The organism is Colwellia sp. MB3u-45 (assembly GCF_014077005.1).
GTDB lineage: Bacteria > Pseudomonadota > Gammaproteobacteria > Enterobacterales > Alteromonadaceae > Cognaticolwellia.
Window position 1 is genome coordinate 597,075 of record NZ_JACGVC010000044.1, and the last position, 24,055, is coordinate 621,129.

A 24,055-nucleotide genomic window follows, 5' to 3' on the forward strand; every position below is an offset into this window, starting at 1 on the left:
GCATATGGTCAGTTTTTTTCACATAAAATCGGCAATAATTACTTTTATTTTTAAACGTAATATCAAGGAATATATTTGTGCGCCAAACGTTTATATCACTTTTTTCTCTATTTTTAAGTTGTTTTATCTTATTGTTAGGCATTGGCCTAATTAATGTTTTATTGCCGGTAAGAATGAATTTAGACGGGTTGAGCACTGAATCAATCGGTATTGTTTTATCGTTATATTATGTCGGTTTGTTAATAGGCGCGCTTTACAGCACAAGTTTAATCAAAAGAGCAGGGCATATTCGAATGTTTGCTGGCTGCGTGTCATTAGGCGCGGTGAGTATATTAATTTGTAGTCTCTACTCAGAAGCTATGCTTTGGGGCGCCATGCGGATAGTAATGGGGTTTTGTATCGCTTGCGCGTTCACGGCAATGGAGAGCTGGCTTAGTGATAGTTCAAGTAAAGAAACTCGGGGTCAAATATTAGCCATCTACAATGCTGTTGTACTGGCGGGGCTTTTTGGCGGGCAGTTTTTTATCAATGTGGCCAACCCTCAAGACAATATGCTTTTTGTTATTGCCGGCATATTAATGTGTATAGCGATTATTCCTGTTGTACTTAGCCGCCATTTCGGGCCAGTGGTTGAAGAATTTAGTTCAATGTCTCTGCGCTTGTTATATAAACGCTCGCCACTTGGCGTGGTCAGTTGTTTTATCTCCGGCATACTCTATTCCGCTGTATTTAGTTTATTACCTGTGTTTGCAAAAGCCTTTGATATTACCGGTTTTCAGCTATCGCTTTATATGGGGGCAGCTATATTTGGCGCCTTTATTTTACAGTTCCCCGTCGGTTTTTTATCCGATCGTTTCGATCGGCGTACCGTCTTGTTGGTGCTGTTACTCATCTCTGCCAGTGCGGGGATTGCGGTGACTATACTAGCGCCGTTAGGGATCACATGGGCGGTATTTTTAGCGACGGCGATTACCTGTGGCATTATTGCTTGTACTTATCCATTAAGTATTACCGAAGCACTGGATAAGTTACGCCAAAGTGAGATGGTGGCCGCCATGTCGTCAATGATTTTAGCTTTTGCCTTAGGTGGGGTTTTAGGGCCTTATTCTGCGTCACTTGTGATGGATAAATTTGGTGGCGATGCATTATTTTATTTCTTAGCTTTTATTCAGTTATTGTTAGCATGTTTTGTGGTCTTTCGAATGACGGTGCGCCAGGCGTTACCGATAGAAGAACAAGAGCAGTTTGTCATGCAAGGGTCGGTAATATCTTCTGCTGTTGAACTGGATCCTCGTACCGAGTATCACGAATCGCAATACCGGCCTTGTGCTGAAGTAGAAACAACACTGATGGTGGCAGAAACCGATCCAGCGCTTGCGGTGGCATTGTCTTTAGCCGTGGCAAAAGTTAATGCTGAGCGCGGTATAGAAGTGGCCGAAGCATTGGCAATACTACCTAATATAAATGTGTTAAATCTGTTTCAAGCGATGAGTGATATTTTACCTGAGCATATAGCCGAGTTAACTTTAGCTTTAGTGACGGTTAAGCCTGAGCTTGGTAGTGAAATTGCGAAATTAACACCCTCTACTGAGTCGTGAAATCATGTCAAGATAGTCAATGGCTAGCTAAAAGAGCACAGATGAAAATAATATACACTGGCCATATCATTAATATAAATAAGCAAAAGTTTGTAGCAAAGCTGTAATTTTTATTATGGTTATAACAACAGCGGTTATAACCATAATTGTTATAACCGCAATTTGTAGTGCCCACACGGGCTAGTTTATATATCAAGGCGCAAGCATAGCGCGAATTTTACTCAGTTCTAATAGCTTTAAGGTTGAAAAGTCGAGCTTGATTTATGAGTGAACATTGTCAAGGTTTGCCGCATAACCATCACTCAGTTGAAAGTATGTTGACTGAATTAGGTTTAATGCCAGATAGTGGAGTTCAGCTTTTTAAAGCGCTAGATTAGTGTATGCTTTAACTTAGTCTTTAATTATTAAGATAAAAATTGCTAAAAAATAAATTTTAGATGCATAATCAATCATAATGTTTTAGTCTTAACTGGTTTGACCACCATTTGCATTTAGTTTTAGCGATTTATAATCGACTATCAATCTAAGTGGTTACCCCTTGATTACCCGAGTATAAAAAAATCACTAACGCTAGAGGTATATATGTACAACCTACCATTAACAATAAAACAAAAAATAATAATGGGGTTTAGCACAATAGGAATTTTATTAGTTGCAGGAAGCCTTTTTTTTTATAATTCATTAACACAAATCAGCAAGGCCAACAGTAATGTTGAGTTATTAGCTGTTCCGGTACAAAAGCAAAGTAGTGCCTTACAAATCAAATTACTTAATATGATAAAAGTAGGTGCTTCAGGTTTCACCCAACAAGATAGCGTTAGCTTGCTTAAAAGTGAGCAAGCATACGCGAATTTAAATCAAGAGTTTCAATCCGCTGTTAAGGTTTTACGCAGTAAAGTCACAGACCAACCTAAAATGCTGCAAGCTTTGAAACAGGCCGAGGTTCATTATCAAGACTATGTAAACCAAAGCGAAACATTTTATTTAGCGAAAAAAAATGTTGCCTCAGCTAATGAAGATTTTGTGATTAACTTGCAATTATTTCTTGAAAGTCGTCATCAAGCCAGTAATAAAATGCTTGATCTTGAATTACTTGAACTCCCCGACAATGCTCAACTACTAGTAGAAATTATTGGCACTGGTGCGCGCATAGACGATATGTTGTTTACGCTAAAAGGCACTATGTCAGGTTTACAGCAAATTTCTGAGCTCGATATTTTGGCTCAACATAAAGAGGACGTAAGTTTTTTAACGGCCAACGTCTCTAATAACTACAACTTTATGCTACAACTATTTGACGGTATTGATGATCAGTCTTTACTTGAAGATTTTGCCATTGAATTTGCTATTATAAATAACCTATTGGTTGAACCAGGTACATTATATCAAGATAAAAAACAGGCGCTTGAAGATAACATTAATGCAAATAACAGCTATAACCTGTCAGTAGAAAGCTTTAACGCGACCTACCAGCAATTAACCTTATTGTTATCGCTTGCTGAAGCACGCTTTGATGAATTGCAGCTAACAACAAAAGCAAAAGTTGCCACAGGGGAAAACCTAGCAATATATATGGCGCTTATCTTTGTTGTTTTAGCGACTTTTATTGCCGTGGTGACTACTCGTGCGATGTTAGGCCCTTTAACTACGGCCAATAAATCATTAGCCTTGATTGCAAAGGGAGATTTAACGCAAAGATTAACCATTAAGAACCAAGATGAGTTTGGTGATTTATTCAACAATATCAATAAGCTTAGTGACGATTTAACCTCATTGTTGAAAAATATTAGTCAGAATGCTTATTCATTAGACAAATCAGCAAAAGTGACCAGTGAGCAAAGTCACCGCATCGCCGAATCTACATCAGCACAAATTACCCGAGTGAATGAGGCCAAACAAATTGCTGAAAAAATGTTTATAAGTTCATCAAATGTTACTGACCAAGCAAATTTGACCGCCAACAACGTTTCAGAAGCTTCAAAACACAGTGTTGAAGTACACAATATTGCTGACGATAACAGCAAGCGTATTGATTTGTTGTCAACCAGTTTAAGTGACTCAGTTGCCGTCATGGCACGTTTAAGTAAGCACAGCGATAGCATTGGAGGCATTTTAGATACCATAGGTAGTATTGCTGACCAAACCAATTTACTGGCATTAAATGCAGCAATTGAAGCAGCAAGGGCAGGTGAGCACGGTCGAGGTTTTGCGGTTGTAGCAGATGAGGTCAGATCATTAGCGTCTCGTACACAGGCATCAACAGCTGAGATTCAGCAAATGATTAATGCCCTGCAAAAAGAAACAAAAACAGCGGAAATCGCTATTTTTCAAGGGCAAAGTCAGGCCACTGAATGTGCTTCGAAAAGCCAAGAGTTAAGCCATGGCATCAAACAAATTGACACCGCACTGCATACCATTGATGAAATGAGTAAAAGCATTAGCATTGCGTCGAATGAACAACTTGGTTTTAGTCAAGATATTGAAGTAACTATGACTGCAGCGGCCGAAGCAGCAACACATAATGCGGCAGAGTCACAAGATTTATCGAATCGAAGCGATGATGTAAATAAATTGGCAGGTTCGTTAACTGATTCAGTAGCACGATTTAAGCTTTAAGGCTTAGATTTTAAGGCCTAGGTTTTAAGGCTTGGATTTTAAGTTAGGCAAGATAAAAAACAAGATAAAAAAGCCCTAAATAGCGTAAGTTATTTAGGGCTTTTTTTAAGCGATAAAAATATCATGACTATCTAGGTGCATCAGAATAAGGGTCAAATGGTTTGTTCTCATTTGAACTTTTATTTGAACTACTACTTGAACTACTTTCGCCACGGTTATGACTTGATTTATCACTAACACTAGGGCGACTGCTTTCGCGCTTATGCTCAGGTTTATAAGCTTTTTTATCTTCAGGTTTACTACGATGAGTCTCTTTAAAACTATCTTTGCTTAGCGGTATAATCGCTTCACCCCGAACCAATACTTTTGGTTTTTTAGCTTTGATATGTAACGGAATAACCCGTTGGCGCGGTGGCGTTTCGAATTCATCTTCACCGGCTTCTGGTAAGTTTTTATAATCATAGAGATAAAAACGTTCAAGCTTCTCTCTTGCCCACTCAGTTTTACGCAAAAACTTTAAGCTTGAAGCTATACTTGGATTACTTTTGAAGCAATTAATTCGCGTGTACTCAGCCAAAATATCAAAGCCATAGTGGCTGACTAATTCGTTTAGTAGCGTGTCTAATTTTAATCCATGTAAAGGATTGTGTAATTGTTCGTTTTCTTGACTCATATTTTGACTTATTTTTATCCTACTTAACGCCATTATATACCCAAATCAACTCAAGATGCTTGTTTCAGTCGGAATTAAAAATGATTTAGGCACAGCTTTTAGTTCCCTGCAAAAGTTAAGTACTTACATCTTAAACTTGATGGTGGCTTTGCAGCCAAATGTTATTGCTATCAGTTATTATTTTAGCTGTTATGGCATTGTAACGATAAAGCGGTACATGCAGTTCTGCTTTATGTTGTATAATTATTTTAACACCTTATTAACTTCTTCATCAAATGGATATCTGACATGAAAAAACTAATCGTACTTTTAACTATTTCAACGTTAAGTAGCTCGGCTATCGCGCAAGAAACAAGCTGGTTTGAAAGCTTAAAAAATCTTGTTGGATTAGGTGATACACCTGAGCAAAGTGTAGCGTCAAAGACTCCCGCTAAGCAAGGCACTGATGGATTGGTTGCTATGTTAACTAGCTCATTAAATGTTGATGCAGACCAAGCCGCTGGTGGTATGGGCGCTATTTTTAATTATGTTAAAGACAATGTCTCAACTGAGCAATTTAGCCAATTGGCTAACTCAATACCGGGTGTTGAAGGGCTGGTTAGTCAAATGCCTGATATTAGCAAACTTAACTCAGGTACTAGCGATGGCTTAGGTGGGTTACTTGAGCAAGCATCACAATACAGTGATTCGTTAAAATCGATTAATAATGTTAAAAAACAATTTGAAGCTTTAGGGTTAAAGCCTGAAATGATCAGTAATTTTATTGCTACTGCACAAAGCTACTTGGACACAGAACAAGGGCAACAAGCAAAAAAAATACTCACTGACGGTTTAGGTAAATTGTTAGGCTAATTGACATTTATTGAGGTAGCCAAAGACTTTTTTTTCATGATGCGTAAGCGGTTTATTCAGCCAATAAATTTCTGCTTGAGCTGAAAATAATAATTATTTGCGTCTTGCGACTTGATCTTATGTCCTAGCGCTACTGTGAAATTGCATATTGCAGTTGCGCAGCTATTTTGGGGCCACTGCAATATGTAATATTCAATTTCATAGTGGCACTAGCCTTCATCTTGAAAAATTTCTTCAATGCTCAGTTTAAATAACCTGGCGGCTTTAAAAGCCAGTGGTAAACTGGGATCAAACTTACCTTTTTCTATGGCATTAACTGTTTGGCGAGACACCTCTAATGCCTCTGCAAGTTGTGCTTGTGTCCAGTCTCTTTCGGCGCGCAGTACTTTCAGTTTATTTTTCATTGGTATTTTCTATTGCCAATAAAAATGGCAATTATGTGGGTCAGTCCCATAAAAATCACCAAATGAGCAATGTCAGCGTGGAAAGTTATCAGCTCTAATACATCCAAATTTGAATAGGTTAAGCCAACCACTAAACTAAGCCCTAAGGTAATGCCCATCGCATTGAGTTGAATACGTTGCTGCATTTCATCTAAAGCTTTTATATGCGCGATATTAGCCAATACCATTTTTAAACCTAAGGCTAAATTTAGCAAAACGGCTATCACCGTTAAGCTGATGTTTAAGTCCCATATGAATCGTGGACCAAAATTAGTCAGTGCCATGCTTAATACCCAAGCCGTGCTCCAAAAGCCAAGTTTTGCCGTACTGCTTTTGTTTTTCTGCTGCCAAGATTTTTCTTTACTGATTATTTCATTATTTTTGTCTGTCATCATGCTGACTCCTATGTCGCCACTGCTTTACTAAAAGTTAAGTTTACTTTACATTTTAAAGGTAGGTGGTGATGCCCTTTATGTCAAGTTTAGTTTACTTTTAGTCTTGTAAGTTTGACTTTTATGAGTCAGAGGTTTATGTTTTTGATTGACGGCGTTGGCAAAAATGGGCTTAGTGGCAATATTTAGCAATAATATTTAGCAACAAATACAGACCTAGCAAAATCTAGGTGCACTATTCCCGCAGGTTAACCTGCTGTGTTTGCCTTATTCATCGTGATGTTATTAAAATAACAATAAAAAGTAGTCGATATTTAACCCTAGGGCAAAATTCTTATAATTTGCTGAAGCTTTAAATTATATTGGTATAAATGACGTATGACTGAAAGTAGCGCAACAAAAAGCACAAAAAACCCGACAAGTGATTTAATTTTAAGTATCGACAATGGCACGCAAAGTGTTCGTGCCTTGTTATTTGATCTACAGGGCAATCTAGTCGCTAAAAGCCGTATTGAACTGCAAGCCTATTTTTCTAAAAATCCTGGTTGGGCTGAGCAAGAGGCTGATTATTTTTGGCAAATGTTAGGGCAGTGTTGTCAGCAACTTTGGCAGCAAAGCGAGGTGATTGAAAACGGCTATCGCAAGAGAGTGACCGCCGTTACTGTTACCACACAGCGTGGCACCGTGATTAACTTGGACAAAAATGGCCAAGCCTTACGACCGGCTATGCTTTGGCTTGATCAACGCTTATGCCAAAAAAATAAGCTTATGCCTTGGTATTGGCGCGTCGGATTTATCCTGATAGGTCAGAGTAAAGTGGTTGATTATTTTCGTCGTAAATCACAAGCCAATTGGCTTGAGCAACATCAGCCTGAAGTGTGGCAAAATACCGATAAATTTTTATTATTGTCAGGTTTTTTAAGCTACAAATTAACCGGTCAATTTAAAGACTCGGTTGGCAGTATTGTAGGTTATTTGCCCTTTAATTATAAAAAACAAAACTGGGCACACTCGTGGGACTGGAAATGGCATGCATTACCCGTGAAACGCTCAATGTTACCGAGTTTAGTCAAGCCGGGTGAGGTGCTGGGTGAGATCACCCCTGATGCCGCCGCTCATACCGGTTTAAAAGTAGGCACCCTATTAATTGCCTCAGCGTCTGATAAAGCCTGTGAAGTATTAGGGTCGGGTTGTATTAACCCAGACACCGCGAGTTTGAGCTATGGTACGACGGCAACCATTAATACCAACAACACTAACTATGTTGAACCTCAAGCTTTTATCCCGCCTTATCCTTCAGCTCTTCCCGATAACTTTAATAGCGAAGTGATGATCTATCGTGGCTTTTGGATGGTGAATTGGTTTAAGCAAGAATTTGGTCAAAATGAAATAGATAAAGCGCAAACTTTAGGGGTCAGCGCGGAAAGTTTATTTGATCAATTAGTCGCGCAAGTACCGCCAGGGTCGATGGGATTAATGTTGCAACCTTATTGGTCACCAGGGCTAAAAAACCTTGAAGCTAAAGGCGCTATTATTGGCTTTGGTGACGTGCATACTCGCGCCCATATTTATCGCTCAATTTTAGAAGGCTTAGCTTACGCACTCAGAGAGGGGCAAGAAAACTTAGAAAAACGTCAACAATGTAAAATAACCAAGTTAGTGGTTTCAGGCGGAGGCTCGCAGTCAGATGCCGCATTACAACTTACCGCTGATATTTTTAATTTACCTGCGCACCGGCCGCATACTTTTGAAACCTCAGGTTTAGGCGCCGCCATTAATGTTGCCGTAGGTCTGGGGTATTTTGAAAACTACCAACAAGCGACTAGTGCGATGACGCGGCTCGAGCAAAGCTTTCTCCCCAACCAAGCCAATGTGGTGTTGTATAATAAATTATATCAGCAGGTTTATCTAAAAATGTATCGGCAATTAAAACCTATATATCAAAATATTAAAAAAATAACCGGTTATCCTGAGTAAGAAAAGATAAACCCTATAAGGCCTGAATTTATAGGGTTTATCTTGCAGAAACTTATGGTGTATTGCTATGCAGCGCAATACGATTACCTTCTGAGTCATGAATAATAGCGCGAAAACTATGTCCGCCAATGGATATTTTTTCTTCAACCAGTCGGCCACCATGCATTTCTGATTGCTTAATCGCGTCGTCAAGTCGGCCATTAACATTAAAATAAATTAGTGGCCCAGAGGTAAATATTTGTTCAGGCGCTGATGGCACTAAGCAGCCTGAAACATTGGTTTGAGCATGCGGCAATATACCTATGGTGAAATGTTCAAAGGCTTCTTTTTTTACTTCACCGCTAAGTAGCGCACTATAAAATTCAATAGCGCGGGATAAATCTATAACCGGAATATCAACCCAAACAATCTGATTCTCCATGACCTTTTCCTTTGTTATTTATGGTGTTCATATCGAACAAGGACGACCTTGAGCTTGGTATAAGTATAGTTGAGTAATTTAATTAGCCACATCGAGAAAGTGTTCATTTTATTATGGTACTTTTTAAAGGTTTTTTTACTGGCTAGTAGCAAGCTTGGTAGAGAGTCGGTAGAATAATTGCTTTGGTTTTTATGACTTTGGCGTGCACTACATTATGCGAATTATTCACACATCTGACTGGCACTTAGGCCAACATTTTTATGGCAAAAGTCGTGCACCTGAACATCAGCAATTCTTAAATTGGTTAATTGAACAATCAAAAAGCCAGCAGATTGACGCCATTATTGTCGCTGGTGATATTTTTGATACCGGTACACCACCAAGTTATGCCCGTGAAATGTATTTTGATTTTATTGCTAAGTTGCATCAAACACAGTGTCAATTAGTCGTACTTGCTGGCAATCATGACTCAGTTGCCATGCTCACCGAGTCGCAAAAAATATTGCAGCAACTGTCAACACGAGTTATTTCTGCCGTCAGCAATAATATGGCCGAGCAAGTATTTGTGCTTAACAGCCTTAAAACTGAGCAGCAAGCGGTGATTTGCGCTATTCCATTTATTCGGCCGCGCGATATTGTTAAAAGCTACGCTGGGCAATCGGCCAATGAAAAACAACGTTCACTGCAGCAAGCTATTACTGAACATTATCAAGTCTTATTTGAACAAGCGCAGGGCTTGTCGCAGCTTAATCAAGCTGATGGTAATCGCTTACCTATTATTGCCACCGGGCATTTAACCACTATTGGCGCATCAACCAGTGAGTCTGTGCGTGATATTTATATTGGCACCTTAGAAGCCTTTCCCGCCAGTGAATTTCCGGCGGCTGACTACATAGCTTTAGGCCATATCCATCGACCACAAAAAGTAACCAAGAGTGAGCATATTCGTTATAGCGGCTCACCCATCGCATTAAGTTTTGATGAAGCTAATACCCAAAAAAGTATTGTTATTGCAGAATTTAACAATGGCGAACTTAGCAGTACGGAGCTATGTAACCTGCCATGCTTTCAACCTTTAGCTATGGTAAAAACCCATTTAGAAACACTGGCTGAAGACATTGCTAGTGTTGTTGAGTCGAAAAGCATTACATTGAAAAATGAAGACTCAAACATTGCAGAATCATTAAGTACAGAATCATCAAGTGTAGAAGCAAAAATCACCCATGATGAAAGACCAACCCAAGAAAAAATCTGGCTCGATATAGAAATTGAAAGTGCAGAATACTTACAAGATTTAAGCGTGCGCATTGAGCAAATAGTCAAAGCATTGCCCGTTGAAGTGTTATTAGTCAGACGCAGTAAAAAGTCCCGTCAACAAATGCCTAGCCATGAGAAGAAAGTCACCTTAAGTGAATTAAGTGTTCAAGAAGTATTTGACGCGCGCATGGCGCTAGAACCTTGGGACAGTGACGAGCAGCAACAACGTAAAACGCGCTTAAATAGTTTATACCTTACTATTGCAGAACAAACACAACGGGCTAACTCAAGCAAGCAATCACTTTCAGAGCACAGCGAAGCAAATAGTAGTTCGACCAGCAAAACGGAGCAAAAATAATGAAAATATTATCGCTACGCTTTGAAAATATCAATTCTTTAAAAGGTCATTGGAAAATTGACTTTACTCAGTCACCCTTTGACACTAGTGCGCTTTTTGCCATTATTGGCCCCACCGGCGCAGGAAAAACCACCATACTCGATGCCATGTGTTTGGCGTTATATCATCAAACACCGCGACTTACGATTTCAGATAAGCAAAACCAGTTAATGACCCGCCATACCGCGAGTTGTTTAGCTGAGGTTGAATTTGAAGTTAAAGGGCAAGCCTATAGAGCCTTTTGGAGTCAACGCCGAGCCAAAAACAGTGTCGAAGGTAATCTACAAAAACCGACGGCCGAGTTGGCAAAGTTAATCACTACAGGTGAACTTAATGGCGAAGGTGACAGTGATATAGCCGCGGGTGAAGCCGAAGTTATTGCCACTAAAGTCTCTGATATTCGAACAGAAATAGCGCGATTAACCGGTTTGGATTTTTCTCGTTTTAGAAAGTCTATGATGCTGTCGCAAGGGGAGTTTGCTGCCTTTTTAAATGCCCCCGCCAATGAGCGCGCTGATTTATTAGAAGAGCTAACGGGCAGTGAAATTTATGGTGATATTTCAAAAGCGGTATTTGAACAACATAAAGAGGCCAGTAACGAGTTAAAGTTATTGCAGGCTAAAAGCACTGGTATGCAATTATTAAGCGCCGAGCAACAACAGCAAATTAACGCTGAGCTGAACAAGGTAACTTTGCAGCAGCAACCTTTTGAAGCACAAATAGCTCATTGGCAGCAAATTCGCAGTTGGTTAATAAATGTTCAGCAAGCCAATAAACAAAAATTACTTGCTGAGCAACAACAAGCATCAGCAGAGCAAAAAAATCTCCACCATGCTCCAGAGTTACAAGCGTTAGCTTTGTCAGGACCGGCTGAAAATTTACGTGCTGATTACCAACAACACAATTATGTTAATCAACAGCTTGTTGAGCTTAATGAACAAGCTAGCTTGCTTGAGCTTGATGTTAAAGACAGTAAAAGCCATGTTGAAGATGCTGAGCAATCACTAACAGATTTTTTGTTATGCCATGAAAAACTGCTTGCTGAGCAAGATAAAACTGAGCAATTAATTGTTGAACAAGTGCTACCGCTGGATAGCAAAATTAGTCAACTGAGCGAGCAAAAAATTCAACAAAGTGCACGAGCAAGTGCCGCCAACGAAGCGCTAACGCAAGCAACAGAGCAAAGCACACAGTTAACAGCACAACAGCAATTGCAGCGAGATAAAATCAGCCACGCGCAAGGCATTATTGAGCAACAAGGGCATTTGGCGACATTGCCTGAGCACTTGCCGTTATGGCGCAATATATTGGCTCAAATGGTTAATGAGAAACAGTTTAGTTTTGAGCTGATCACTCAAGATAAAAACTGGCAAACACAAGCTAACTTATTGACTAATGAACTGACTAAAGAGCAAGAGCAATTAGTTGAACTTGAAGCTGAATGTAAACAACAGCAAGCAACCCTTAGTACGAAAGAGCAGGATATAACCCAGCTATTACAGCAAGTTCAGTGTCAAAATGAGCAAGCACTCAGTCAGCATTTGCATAGCATGCAAGCCACTATTAATGAGCAAGCACAAGCGCTACTTAATGCTCAACGCTACCAGACTCTAAGCGCTGAGTTACATGATATTGATAAAACACTTAATACAGATAATCAGCAATTAAGCCGCTTAGCTGAGCAGTTAACGCCTTTGCGTGAACATTATAAACAGCAAAAAACCGCCTTGATTGATGTGCAGTTAATCGTAGATCAACAAAAAACTATTATGTCGCTTAGTGCCCATAGAGCAAACTTGCATGCCGATGAAGCATGTCCCTTATGTGGCTCAGAGCAACACCCGGCCATTGCTGATTATCAAGCGCTAAGTGATGATTCAGTGGAAAGTGAACATCAGCAGCGCTTAAAACAACTCACTATTGACTTAGAACAACTTGAACTGCAAGGTAAAAACTTATCTTCAGAGCAAGATCGCTTAAAAGAAAGGTTTAACTTAGTCACTGAAAATAAAGCAATAAAACAACAAGAACAGCAGTATTTAACTCAGCAGTGGTTAGCGCAGCGTGAGTTATTAAACATGGCTGTTGAATTATCAGCATTTGAGCAAATAACAGCAGACATACAAGCACGGCGACAAAATTTTGAGCAGTTAAATAATGTTAATAACCAATTGCAGCAATTAAAACAAGGGCAGCAACAGCAAGCTGAATTAGTTTCGAGGCTAGAAAAGCAGTTAGTTAACTTAGTGAACTTGAGCCAAAATAAAACGGTGCAGTTAAATCAACTGCAACAACAAATCGTGCAAAATAAGCAAAATCTTATCGATAAACTTACGCAAATAACGCAAGAGTGGCAAAAGTTAACGGTGTTTATGCAAAGGTGTCAGTTAGTTATGCCAGCATGCTTTGCTGTTTTTAATCAAGCAAATACAGACACTGAGCGTGATACGGGTATCGTCGATGTTAACGTATCCAACAATATTATTACGGCTGACAATTTTGTTGATCTTGTGTCATTACAACAAGCTTGGATAAATGAACTTGAGCAACAAAGTCATGCTTATCAAACCGCCTTGTCTGCCGTGGCGACAGACCATGAACAACTGCAACAAGTACAACAACAACTAGCGGTAATGCACAGTAAAATTGAACAACTGAGTGTGTCTGAGCAAAGCATAACAGCGGATTTAAGTTTGCTAGAAAAACAGCATAATGACGCTAAAGTGCAGCGCGAAAGCTTATTTGCCGCTCAAGATGTTCAACAAATACGCCAGCAATTAAAACAACAGCAACAAGCGCAAGAACAGCTACTTGTTAAGTGGCAAAATGGGGTTAATGAGCAGAAAAATCGCCAACAAAATATTGCGGGTAAGCTAAACGGCAATGTTGAAGCGATCAAGCGTTTAATGCCACAACAGCAAGCAGCCACGCAAACTTGGCAAAGGCAATTAGTGGCTAGTGATTTTGACACCGAAGACGACTTTAAAGCGGCATTGTTAACCCAAGAACAACGCAACACTTTAAAAGCACTAGCGTTAACTATTGAGCAACAAAGTCAACAAGCCAAGGCACAACTACAACAAGTGCAACAACAATTATCACAACTTGGCGAAGATAAAAAACACTTGCAAGCGCAAACTAAGCAGCTGGTTTCGGTTATTGAAATGGGTGAAAATTCAGCCTGCAATAATGAGCTACTGCTCAAAGATTTAATCTTCAGTGCAAACGTAGCAATAGACGATGACTTAGCGGTTGCTGAGTTTGATAATAAGGCCATTATTTGCTCTAACACCTTAAAGCAATTACAAATACGCCAAGGACAATTAAGCCAACAAATCAGCCAAGACCAACAACAGCGTTATGAACAGCAAACATTACTTGATGAAATGCTTAAGCAACAAAATGAACTTGACGACCTTGCTCACCTGAACGGTTTAATTGGCGCGGCTGATGGTGCTAAATTTAGACGTTTCGCCCAAGGCTTAACACTTTCTCATTTGGTTTATCTAGCCAATCAGCAGCTTAATCGCTTGCATGGTCGCTACCAATTACAACGCCAACAATCAGACAACTTAGCATTAGAAGTGCTTGATACTTGGCAAGCCGATAGTGTGCGTGACACTAAAACTTTATCGGGCGGCGAAAGCTTTTTAGTCAGTTTAGCGTTAGCACTGGCTTTATCAGATTTGGTGAGCGCAAAAACGAGCATTGATTCGTTATTTCTTGATGAAGGTTTTGGCACCTTGGATAACGACACCTTAGAAATAGCATTGTCTGCGCTTGATTCATTAAACGCCAGTGGCAAAATGATCGGCGTTATAAGCCATGTTGATGCCTTAAAAAAACGCATTGACGTGCAAATAGAAGTGAAGAAACAAAGCGGCCTGGGTGTGAGTGAATTAGCGGATTGTTATCGCTATCTTGGTGGTTAAAACGGTATTGTTATTAAAGCCAAAGTAGTACTATCTATCAAGCAGAAATAACAATAACCATAAGCATAACAATTACTGAGATGCCCCATGAGCCAAGTAAAACGAAATCCGTCGGTTGTCATCGTTGGCGCAGGTATGACCGGCATCTTAATGACCATTAAGCTGCGCCAAGCCGGTATTACTGACATTATTGTTTTGGAGAAAAAAGACGCTGTGGGCGGCACATGGCGCGAAAATACCTATCCGGGTGCCGCTTGCGATGTACCGGCTCATATGTACACCTATTCATTTGAAGCCAATCCAAATTGGAGCCGATTTTTTGCCCGTGGACCAGAAATAAAGCAATATTTTGAGCACGTGGCTGACAAGTATGATGTGAAACGCGACATACGCTTTAACGAAGAAGTTACCGACGCAAAATATAATGCAGGTAAATGGACGATTAAAAGCAGTAAAGATAAGAGCTATATTGCTGATTTTATTGTTTGTGCGACCGGTATACTGCATCACCCTAAATTTCCAGACATTCCCGGCATAGACGACTTCAAAGGTGCTAAGTTTCATACCGCTCAGTGGGATCACCAGGTCAATATATCTGAGGCAACTCGTGTTGGCGTTATCGGTACTGGCTCAACCGCGGCGCAAGCGATCCCAGAGCTGATTAAAACCGGCGCTAAAGTTTCTATTTTTCAGCGCACACCGCAATGGTTAATGCATTTGCCGGATTTTAAGTTTTCAATTACCATGCGAAAAATCATGACTCGCTATCCCGTGATTACAAAAATGCATCGTAATGCAGGGAAATTCTTCTTAGAGCATATTTTTACCAAAGCGGTAACCGGGCACTTTATACAAAAACATTTACTGAATTTTTTATGTCATGCTAACTTAACCTTAAGTATAAAAGATAAAGCCTTACGAGATAAATTACGACCTAATTATCAAGTAGGCTGCAAGCGCGTTATTATCAACACAACATTTTATAAAGCTATTCAACAGCCTAATGCTGAATTAGTGACTGATGGCATTGAGCGAATTACTGCAACAGGCATTATCACTAAAGACGGTAAACACCATGATGTAGACGTTTTGGTGTTTTCGACTGGCTTTAATGCCTTTAATTTTATGCGACCAATGAATCTAATTGGGCGTAACAACTTACATATCGACACCGCCTGGCAGCATAAAATAAAAGCATACCGTTCAATGATGTTAGCCAATTATCCTAACTTTTTTTTAATGCTAGGGCCAAACACACCCATAGGTAACTTTTCTGTTATTGCCATGAGTGAAGTTCAAAGCGATTACGTGATTAAAATGATCAATAAATGGCGTAAAAATGAATTTGACGAGTTTGAAGCTAAGCAAGAGGCCATTGACGATTTTAATGCTTATGTAAAAGAGGGATTAAAAGGCACAAGTTGGGTAGGTGGTTGCCAAAGTTGGTATTTAGATGCCGATGGCGACCCCATTTTATGGCCATATACTTGGCAGCGATGGGTTGATGAAATGCAAGAGCCGCAGATGGAGCATATTGATACCAGATCGTTTTAATCAATAAACTACCGGCCTTTCCATGACTAAAAATAGCGATTATATTAACAGAGCAGTTTATTGCGCTAGCGAGTTAAGTTTTTATCTGGCTAGATAAATGGTTCAATAATAAAGTGTTAAGCCAATAAAGTTTGTGGTTAACTTGGCTAACCCATGATAAAAAGGCGCTTTACTATGCACGATAATAACCCGCAATTTATACCATCGAAAAGCCCACAACTACAGAGCAAGCAGTTAGAAAAAAAGCAATTAATGGCGGCTAAACTGCTGTCATTCATGCCGGCCCTGCATAAGCTAGCGCCAAAAATATTCAGAGCTGTATTTTCATTGTTAGATCGGTTACTTGGTCTTAAAAAAATTGCAATGTATCAAGTTGTTGATTTAAATATCCCGGTTAGTACCCATAATAGCGGCAACACCAGCATAAAAATTCGTCGCTATTATCCAACAAGCAAAAAGCCTAAAAAAACCTTAGTATATTTTCATGGTGGTGGCTGCGTTATTGGTAGCATTAATAGCCATGATCGATTTTGCCGGTATTTAGCCAAGTACGGCAAGATGAATATTATTTCTGTAAATTACCGATTATCGCCAGAATATAAATTCCCCACCCCTATTTGTGATGCCATTGATGCGTGGAATTATATTAATGACCATACTGAAGCACTTAATATTAATCCCAAATACATAGGTGTTGGCGGCGATAGCGCAGGCGGATATCTTGCCTGCATAATCGGATTGCATTCGCTGCAAACACAGCTACCAGTACAGGTTAAAGTAAAACCAACATTTCAGTTTTTAATATACCCGATAGTAGATATGCAAGGTTTGACTGGCTCTTACCAAAAATTTAATAAAGATTTAATGTTAACCCGCGATTTGATGGATTATTTTATCAGTCATTATGTTAATACCCCAGATGAAGTGACTTTGGCATTAGTTAGCCCACTGCAAACAAAAAATATTAGCGAGTCACCAGCAAGTTATATATTAACCCTAGGATATGATCCGCTCAGGGATGACGGTATTGCTTATGCAGAACGACTAAACGCTGCAGGTATAAAAACCTATCACGAACATTATGATGACTGCATGCATGGTTTTATTTCCGTCACTAAGTTAAGTACTCGCGCCATGAAAGCCACGCATAACTTGGCGATGGCATTAAACAAATTTAATGACTAACTGTCGGTTTAGTGGGCTAGAGTTATTGAGCGCTAAGCGACTTTTGTTATGAAGGGCTATCTAGTGTCTGGGTGTTATCTGTTCAAGTAGCCGCTTAAGTTATTACCTTAAGCGATCCTCTTAAGGTCTTTCCCAGTTGTGCGAGGTAAACTAGGGCACGATAAATAGTAATCATAAAAGTAATAATAAAAAGTTAAAATAAAGCTTTACTTTACTAATTGTTAAAGATATATTCTAGACGTTAATTATTCACATCTAGTCTATTTAACCGATTGTTTATAAAATCGCGTTTTGCCTTTCCCTTTCACAGTTAGTCATCACTTAATTTATTAAGCTTAAATTATTGTCTGATTTTTCGAGTTTTTTATCGCAAAAAGTAGTTGTTTTTTCAAATAAAAAAGTTCCACGATACAATAATATAGCTTTTGTTCATGCGTTTAAACGCACTTTAAAAGAGTTTATTATGTCTTATACATACCAAGGTACGATCTATTCGATCGCCTCACCCGTTAGATCAATTTCTGTTAACAAAAATAATGTGGCAGTGACCGATAAAAACGGTACAAAACTGATTTCATTTACCAACGTAAACGAGTCAAAATCATTTTTAGCTTGGATTTACCAAAGCTAGAAAGTCAAACCTACTAACCAGAGTTATCCTTACCTAGTAACACCCGTTTGAGTTTTGTTTTTACTGAACGCCAATGCGTAACAGGTTGAGTTGGCGCTAGCGCTATCAACTGTTGCCATTGCTGTTCAGTTAATTGAACTTTTGCGCCATGCGCTAAAAGTACAGATTCAACTTTCAAGGCTTTAATTTTTATCAGAGATTTATGATAGCGATTAGGGTAAAAAACTGGGTAGGGTGGAATAAATTTTCCCCTGACTTTAACCATTAAATCAGCAACATAAATTTGATCACTTATTTGATGATGCAAAGATATATCTCGGTCAGTATGACCTTGGGTAAAGTGCACTTGCCAGTCTTCAAACCCAGGTAAAACTACCTGATCAATAAGATAATAATCCGGTGTCAGTGAGCTTGAATAATAGATAAACTTTTTAGCTTTTTTCTGGCGACCCGCAACCCACAAAGTTAATAACATATCGGTTAAGTGCATTAACTTACCGTCAACGCCTGAATACCATTGCCCTGGCACATTAGCTGCCGCTATTTTACAACCATACTTTTTACGTAATAGCTTTGCCGCTCCTGCGTGATCTGGGTGCATATGCGTCACGACAATTAAGGCAATATCCGACATCGAACGTTTAAGTTCGTTAATGATAAAGTCTTCTAAAATATCAACATCAGCTCGGCAGCAACCATCAAGCAATAGCAGCTTATCTGGGTACTCGGCGAGATAAATATTTTGAATATAACCATCTAAGCAGTGTAATTTGAGCATAAAAGTGACTATGGTGACTTAGTTGTTATTAAACTACCTTGTTATTGATGAAGTATCAACAGGTTAGACCAGATGGTGAGTCGTTGCTTTATTTACTGCATTACTGGTATTGAATCGTTTAGTCATCTTAATGGCTGGAGCCTAATCTTTTATATTAGGCAATATTATACTCACCTAAGCACAAAAAATAGCTAAACAGTCGATATGAAATTCTGATTTTTATTGGAGTATAGAGAGAGTAGACACCATAGCTGTGCTATGCAAAAAGCTCTGAGTTGGTAAGCTGAGTCATAATCACTCATGTCAAAAGTAATGTATTTTTTGGTGTTTAAAGTTAGCCCTTGAAGGGCTAACTTAGGTATGAAAATGACGTTCTATTCATTTTTTTTTGAATTTTCTGACTGTATTATAGCTTTAGAGCTATCTAACTTTACTTTTTTTGTGCTCATACATGGCTGCATCGGCATCTTGGATCATTTCTTCTATCGATCTATCTGTGTCATGCTGAAAATCTCTTACACCTGCACTGTACTGAATTTTGTAGGGTTTGTTTAAGGTCTCGTTGGCTTCATCAATAGCGATAGCAAATCGCTCTAACGCTAGATCAGCCTTGGCTTTGTCAGAGTCACTCAGCATAGCAATAAACTCATCCCCACCTAAGCGTCCGATCAAATCACAGTCACGGAATGAACTCAGCATTATCTGTGCAAAGGTGACTAATACAAAATCGCCTTCATGGTGACCGTATTCATCATTAATACTCTTAAATTTATTTAAATCAAAGAATATAAATGACATGGGTATTTGATTACGTCGACATACTTTTAAACTATGGTCGACCATAGTCAAAAATCCCCGTCGGTTAGAAATCATGGTTAATTCATCTAACGTGGCGAGTTGAATAGATTTAATTTCTTGCTCAATCATAGCGCCAAGATCTTGAAGTAACTGCTGATCTTCTTCGTCAAGGTTTTTAGGTTTAGTATCAATAATACACAAAGTACCGATATTAATGCCTTGCCTAAGCTTTAAAGGACAACCGGCATAGAAACGAATTTGTGGCGCTTCAGTAACAAGAGGGTTGTCAAAAAACCGTTCATCTTTAGCAGCATCTGGAACGATAAATAATCCATCTTGATTAATAGCATGTCCACAAAATGAGATATCACGAGGGGTTTCTGAAGCGTCAAGTCCTTGGCTAGACTTAAACCACTGACGGTCTTCATCAACTATACTGACCAGTGATATGGATACGCCAAACATGCGCTTAGCCATACGAGTCACACGATCAAATCGCTCTTCGTGTGAAGTATCAAGGATTCTTAACGTTCTCAGCGCATGTAGTCGCTCTGCTTCATTTTTAGGGAATTCAGGCTTAATCATAGAGATCCAGTTAATTTATATACTCACTTATTGAATCATATCAGTAAATCAACACAGTTTCTTTAAAAAAAAGAGCGAGTTATAAGTCTGAAATTATTTTTGGAGTGTTTATTCTGTTACATGATATTATTATTAACATAAGCTATACCAACTGATAACAAGCCTTATACTTTATTTTTGGATGACTATAGATCCGCTTAAGCATTTATCAGTTTACAATTATCAGATTTTTTTGTTAAATGCAGAAATCTAACCAACAACGCTTGCCAACAAAAATAACTAAAAAACCTTTTTCTGTGGACCACAGCCTCAACTATTGTCGTGATCACTTCAAACTATCTTGTCATTTTTGATACCTTGCTGCTTAATTTTAGCATCATTTTATTGTGCGAATACCGCTTTGGTAGGATGCTGAATATGTGTCGTATGTGCTGGTGTTTTTATTTTAACTATCAGTAAACCTGAAACTTTTAGCGAAAAAATGAAGGGTTTTTTAATTTATCATGACACTAGAGACCCAATATGGCATTAATTTATCCCCATTTAATTACCCTTCTACCATCGGTTTAACCTAATGATAAAATGTGAGTGGTAATCTAACTTCAATGCAGAAAATATAGCCATTGAAATAATTTTCGCTCAGTGCTCAATTCATTCATTCAATTGGTATGACTATTTTGTTAAACTCTTTGGCAAAACTCATGCACAATTTTTTGCCATTTTATGATGGCAGTTTAATGTTAAATACTTGTTTGGAAATAAAATGAAAATTACTGATAAAAGCGTTGTTCAGTTTCACTACATACTTAAAGATGAAACGGGTGTAGAAATAGAAAACTCATATGCTAATGAGCCACTAGCTTACCTACACGGTTACAAAAATATGTTAGTCGGCGTAGAAAACGCTTTAACAGGCAAAGAAACTGGTGATAAATTTTCAGTAACCTTACAGCCAGAAGACGCTTATGGTGAGCGTAAAGAAGACGCTATTCAGCGTGTGCCGGTAAAACATATGCAAGGTTTAGCCTCGCCAAGTGCCAAATGGAAAGCGGGCATGACAGCAGTAGTTAACACTGACGATGGTCAACGCCAAGTGACTGTTGTTAAAGCGGGTAAATTTATGGTTACCGTTGATATTAATCCGCCACTAGCGGGTAAAGTACTGACCTTTGATTTAGACGTTACTGACGTACGTGAAGCAACGGCTGAAGAAGTTGAGCATGGTCACGCCCATGGCGCTGGCGGTCATCAGCACTAGCGATGTAATTAACAAAATATCTTCAAAAAGCCGACGTTAAGTCGGCTTTTTTATGCTCAGGACGAGCGGTATGCTGCGATCACATGGATGTGAAAGAGCAGCGATGCTCAGGACGAGCGGTATGCTGAGATCACATGGCCGTTCCTAGCCATTCATAGCTCCACGGAATCAGTACATCTCACACAACCCTATGCGTCTATGTCAAAGAGCAGCGAGCTTTCCCTTTAGCTGTTATTGAACTGAATAAACTTTCCGTTTATCGAATTCATATTATATTTTTTTGCCATACTGTTAAGGTAAGTTATCCATTGAGTGCAATTTGTATAATACCTTCAGGTCATCAAATAACAATAAGGTCCAGAATATGTTTACAGTAAAATCATCATTAACCACCCTAGCGTTACTCGTCAGTACCACCTTGTCTCAGTCAGCATTGGCGCAAACGACCGTTATTCATGCGGGCGAATTATTAGTTACTGCCAATAAGGCGCCGCTTAAGCAACAAACCTTAGTGATAAGTGATGGTAAAGTCACTGAGCTTAGATCTGGTTTTGTTGATATAAGTCGCTTTGCCAAAGACGCAAAATTAATTGATTTATCATCGAGTTTTGTCATGGCTGGCCTGATGGATATGCATGTGCATTTACAAGGTGAACTTGGCCCTAATAACGACAGTGATATAGTTAACTTATCTGATGCAGATATATTAATGAAAAGTGCCTATTTTGCTCATAAAACCTTAATGGCTGGCTTTACCACCGTACGTGATTTAGGCAGCAGTGCTGAACAAATTTATGCCCTGCGCGATGGCGTCAAGCGTGGTTGGATAACAGGGCCAACCATCATTGCTGCTGGTAGCAGTGTCGCGGTGACTGGTGGGCACGGCGATGTTGACGGCATGGCGCCTGATTTGATGGCGCTACATACCGCAAAAACTATTTGTGATGGCCCTTATGATTGTCGACGAGCGACTCGTCATGCGATTAAGTTTGGTGCTGATGTGATTAAGATTACTTCTACCGGTGGTGTTTTATCCGATACTGATACCGGCACGGGTCAGCAAATGGCTGATGATGAATTAAAAGAAGTGGTTGATACGGCGCACTCGCTTGGGCGTAAAGTGGCGAGTCATGCACATGCCGCTGCTGGTATTAACGCGGCATTACGTGCTGGCGTTGACAGTATTGAACACGGTAGTTATGCCGACAAAGAAAGCATTAAACTCTTTAAAAAAGGTGGTGCTTATTTAGTACCGACATTGATGGCGGGAGATACCGTAGTTAATATGGCGAAAACCACTGACTTTATGTCGCCAGCGATTCGCGTTAAAGCTATTCGTGTCGGTGGAGACATGATTGAAAACTTCAAACGTTCATATAAAGCGGGTGTGAAAATAGCTTACGGTACAGACAGCGGCGTTTCAAAACATGGTTATAATGCTCGAGAAGCACAATTAATGTTTGCCGCGGGTATGACTCCAGAAGATATTTTAGTTTCTGCGACCATTAATGGCGCCGACTTAATTGGCAAATCAGCAACTGTAGGTACATTAGATGTGGGTAAAGTGGCCGATATTATTGCTATGGATGCTAGCCCTTTAAACGATATTAATGAACTGCTTGATGTCGATTTTGTGATGAAAGCAGGTAAGGTAGTTAAACAAAAGTAATCTCAATAGCGTTTAGATTGGTGTAGTGATGAAAAAGGCTGTGTTAAACAGCCTTTTTATTGCCTTATTTTCTTCGCAGAACCCCAGTAGTTAATGCAACACCAAGCAAAATAATACCGCCGCCCAACAGCATCATTAAGCTGATGGTTTCACCTAAAAATAATGCTCCCCATAGAATGCCAAAGGCAGGAATTAAATAGGTTACTGATATCGCTTTTGCTGGGCCAAGTTGTGCGATAAGTCGAAAGAATAAAATATAGGCGACGCCGGTACAGATAACACCAATCAAAAGCACTGACCAAATGGCATTTGCACTCGGTAATGTTTCAGGAATAAAAAATAAACTCAAGGGTAATAACATTGCGGTAGCGGCAATTTGGCTACCAGCAGCTAAGGCCAACGGTTTTATTGTGCTGAGATTTTTTTTAGTATAATTAGCGGAAATGCCATAACAAAGTGGGGCTAACATAGCCGCTAACGTTGGCAATAATGCATTATTTTCGACTGATTTATCTGTAAATTCAATGTCGAAATGTAAATTATCTGACACTAATAAATACACCCCAATAAAGCCAATAACTAAGCCAAAAATGGCACTTAGGCTTAACTTATCTTTTAACCATATGTAGGCGACTATAGCGCTAAACATGGGTGCTGTTGCGTTCAATACTGATGCTGTCCCCGCCGTTAGCGTTAAGGTGGCAAAACTAAATAGAGTAAAGGGTATTGCGGTATTTAACGCCCCAACTACAAAGATATCTCGCCAACGTCCTTTCAGTGCTTTAGTTTCTTTAAATAAAACTAAGCAGATGATCAAGAAGATAGCCGCTATGCCCGCACGTAATGTGGCAAAAACTATTGGGCCAAACTCTGGCGAACCGACCCGCATAAACATAAATGATGCGCCCCAAATAGCGGCTAATAACAGCAGTTCAATGCTGGCTTTATGGTGTAGGCTACTTAATGTTTTCAACGACTATCCTTAGATAAAAAGTTATAACTGAGTTTTATTGAGTTTTGCATAGTTGCTTAATGAATA

The 24,055-nt window shown here is 39.3% G+C and carries 18 protein-coding genes; 11 read left to right on the forward strand and 7 right to left on the reverse strand.

Translation table 11 applies throughout. The annotated features are described in order from the left end of the window. The first annotated feature begins 77 nt into the window (after positions 1-77). The gene (locus H4J41_RS07830; RefSeq protein ID WP_182136271.1) at positions 78-1,598 is read left to right on the forward strand and encodes an MFS transporter; all 1,521 of its coding nucleotides are present in this window, start codon (positions 78-80) and stop codon (positions 1,596-1,598) included. 621 nt (positions 1,599-2,219) lie between these two features. After that, a complete protein-coding gene (locus tag H4J41_RS07835) occupies positions 2,220-4,214 on the forward strand; it encodes a methyl-accepting chemotaxis protein (RefSeq protein WP_259364587.1) in 1,995 nt (664 codons plus the stop codon). 127 nt (positions 4,215-4,341) lie between these two features. Here H4J41_RS07835 and H4J41_RS07840 read toward each other — a convergent pair whose 3' ends face one another. After that, positions 4,342-4,887 carry a VF530 family DNA-binding protein gene (locus H4J41_RS07840; RefSeq protein WP_182136273.1) on the reverse strand — a complete coding sequence of 182 codons (546 nt, stop codon included), beginning with the start codon at positions 4,885-4,887 and terminating at the stop codon, positions 4,342-4,344. A gap of 288 nt (positions 4,888-5,175) precedes the next feature. Here H4J41_RS07840 and H4J41_RS07845 point away from each other — a divergent pair, with 288 nt between their 5' ends. Continuing rightward, positions 5,176-5,739 carry a DUF2780 domain-containing protein gene (locus tag H4J41_RS07845; protein ID WP_182136274.1) on the forward strand — a complete coding sequence of 188 codons (564 nt, stop codon included), beginning with the start codon at positions 5,176-5,178 and terminating at the stop codon, positions 5,737-5,739. A gap of 209 nt (positions 5,740-5,948) precedes the next feature. Here H4J41_RS07845 and H4J41_RS07850 read toward each other — a convergent pair whose 3' ends face one another. Both H4J41_RS07850 and H4J41_RS07855 read right to left on the reverse strand, forming a co-directional pair. After that, entirely contained in the window at positions 5,949-6,143 is a 195-nt protein-coding gene (locus H4J41_RS07850) for a helix-turn-helix transcriptional regulator (RefSeq protein WP_182136275.1), read from the reverse strand. Then, positions 6,140-6,577, reverse strand: a complete 438-nt coding sequence (locus tag H4J41_RS07855) for a hypothetical protein (protein ID WP_259364586.1) — start codon at positions 6,575-6,577, stop codon at positions 6,140-6,142. The genes H4J41_RS07850 and H4J41_RS07855 overlap by 4 nt, the downstream gene beginning before the upstream one ends. A gap of 375 nt (positions 6,578-6,952) precedes the next feature. Here H4J41_RS07855 and H4J41_RS07860 point away from each other — a divergent pair, with 375 nt between their 5' ends. Next, positions 6,953-8,551: an FGGY-family carbohydrate kinase gene (locus tag H4J41_RS07860; protein WP_182136276.1), complete on the forward strand. Its 1,599-nt coding sequence runs from the start codon at positions 6,953-6,955 to the stop codon at positions 8,549-8,551. Positions 8,552-8,603: 52 nt separating this feature from the next. Here the strand turns inward: H4J41_RS07860 and H4J41_RS07865 are convergent, their stop codons facing one another. Further along, complete coding sequence (locus tag H4J41_RS07865) at positions 8,604-8,972, reverse strand: VOC family protein (protein ID WP_182136277.1); 369 nt, start codon at positions 8,970-8,972, stop codon at positions 8,604-8,606. 214 nt (positions 8,973-9,186) lie between these two features. Between H4J41_RS07865 and sbcD the strand changes: the two genes are divergently transcribed. The 5 genes from sbcD (at position 9,187) to H4J41_RS07890 (ending at position 17,928) form a co-directional block, all read left to right on the forward strand. Further along, positions 9,187-10,587 (forward strand): exonuclease subunit SbcD, encoded by a 1,401-nt coding sequence (gene sbcD / locus H4J41_RS07870; RefSeq protein WP_182136278.1) that lies wholly within the window; start codon positions 9,187-9,189, stop codon positions 10,585-10,587. Next, positions 10,587-14,558 (forward strand): AAA family ATPase, encoded by a 3,972-nt coding sequence (locus tag H4J41_RS07875; protein WP_182136279.1) that lies wholly within the window; start codon positions 10,587-10,589, stop codon positions 14,556-14,558. The genes sbcD and H4J41_RS07875 overlap by 1 nt, the downstream gene beginning before the upstream one ends. Before the next feature lie 87 nt (positions 14,559-14,645). Beyond that, the gene (locus tag H4J41_RS07880; RefSeq protein ID WP_182136280.1) at positions 14,646-16,112 is read left to right on the forward strand and encodes an NAD(P)/FAD-dependent oxidoreductase; all 1,467 of its coding nucleotides are present in this window, start codon (positions 14,646-14,648) and stop codon (positions 16,110-16,112) included. A gap of 174 nt (positions 16,113-16,286) precedes the next feature. After that, positions 16,287-17,297, forward strand: a complete 1,011-nt coding sequence (locus H4J41_RS07885; protein WP_259364585.1) for an alpha/beta hydrolase — start codon at positions 16,287-16,289, stop codon at positions 17,295-17,297. A gap of 463 nt (positions 17,298-17,760) precedes the next feature. Beyond that, positions 17,761-17,928: a hypothetical protein gene (locus H4J41_RS07890; RefSeq protein ID WP_182136282.1), complete on the forward strand. Its 168-nt coding sequence runs from the start codon at positions 17,761-17,763 to the stop codon at positions 17,926-17,928. Positions 17,929-17,941: 13 nt separating this feature from the next. On the opposite strand, the gene H4J41_RS07895 is transcribed toward H4J41_RS07890, so the two are convergent. Next, entirely contained in the window at positions 17,942-18,706 is a 765-nt protein-coding gene (locus H4J41_RS07895) for an MBL fold metallo-hydrolase (RefSeq protein ID WP_182136283.1), read from the reverse strand. A gap of 420 nt (positions 18,707-19,126) precedes the next feature. After that, positions 19,127-20,089 carry a sensor domain-containing diguanylate cyclase gene (locus H4J41_RS07900; protein ID WP_182136284.1) on the reverse strand — a complete coding sequence of 321 codons (963 nt, stop codon included), beginning with the start codon at positions 20,087-20,089 and terminating at the stop codon, positions 19,127-19,129. Positions 20,090-20,852: 763 nt separating this feature from the next. Here H4J41_RS07900 and H4J41_RS07905 point away from each other — a divergent pair. Further along, complete coding sequence (locus tag H4J41_RS07905; RefSeq protein WP_182136285.1) at positions 20,853-21,347, forward strand: peptidylprolyl isomerase; 495 nt, start codon at positions 20,853-20,855, stop codon at positions 21,345-21,347. Positions 21,348-21,711: 364 nt separating this feature from the next. Beyond that, entirely contained in the window at positions 21,712-23,016 is a 1,305-nt protein-coding gene (locus H4J41_RS07910; RefSeq protein WP_182136286.1) for an amidohydrolase family protein, read from the forward strand. Positions 23,017-23,080: 64 nt separating this feature from the next. Here H4J41_RS07910 and H4J41_RS07915 read toward each other — a convergent pair whose 3' ends face one another. Continuing rightward, on the reverse strand, positions 23,081-23,989 hold the full coding sequence (locus H4J41_RS07915; RefSeq protein ID WP_259364584.1) for a DMT family transporter: 909 nt from the start codon (positions 23,987-23,989) through the stop codon (positions 23,081-23,083). Positions 23,990-24,055 lie beyond the last annotated feature (66 nt).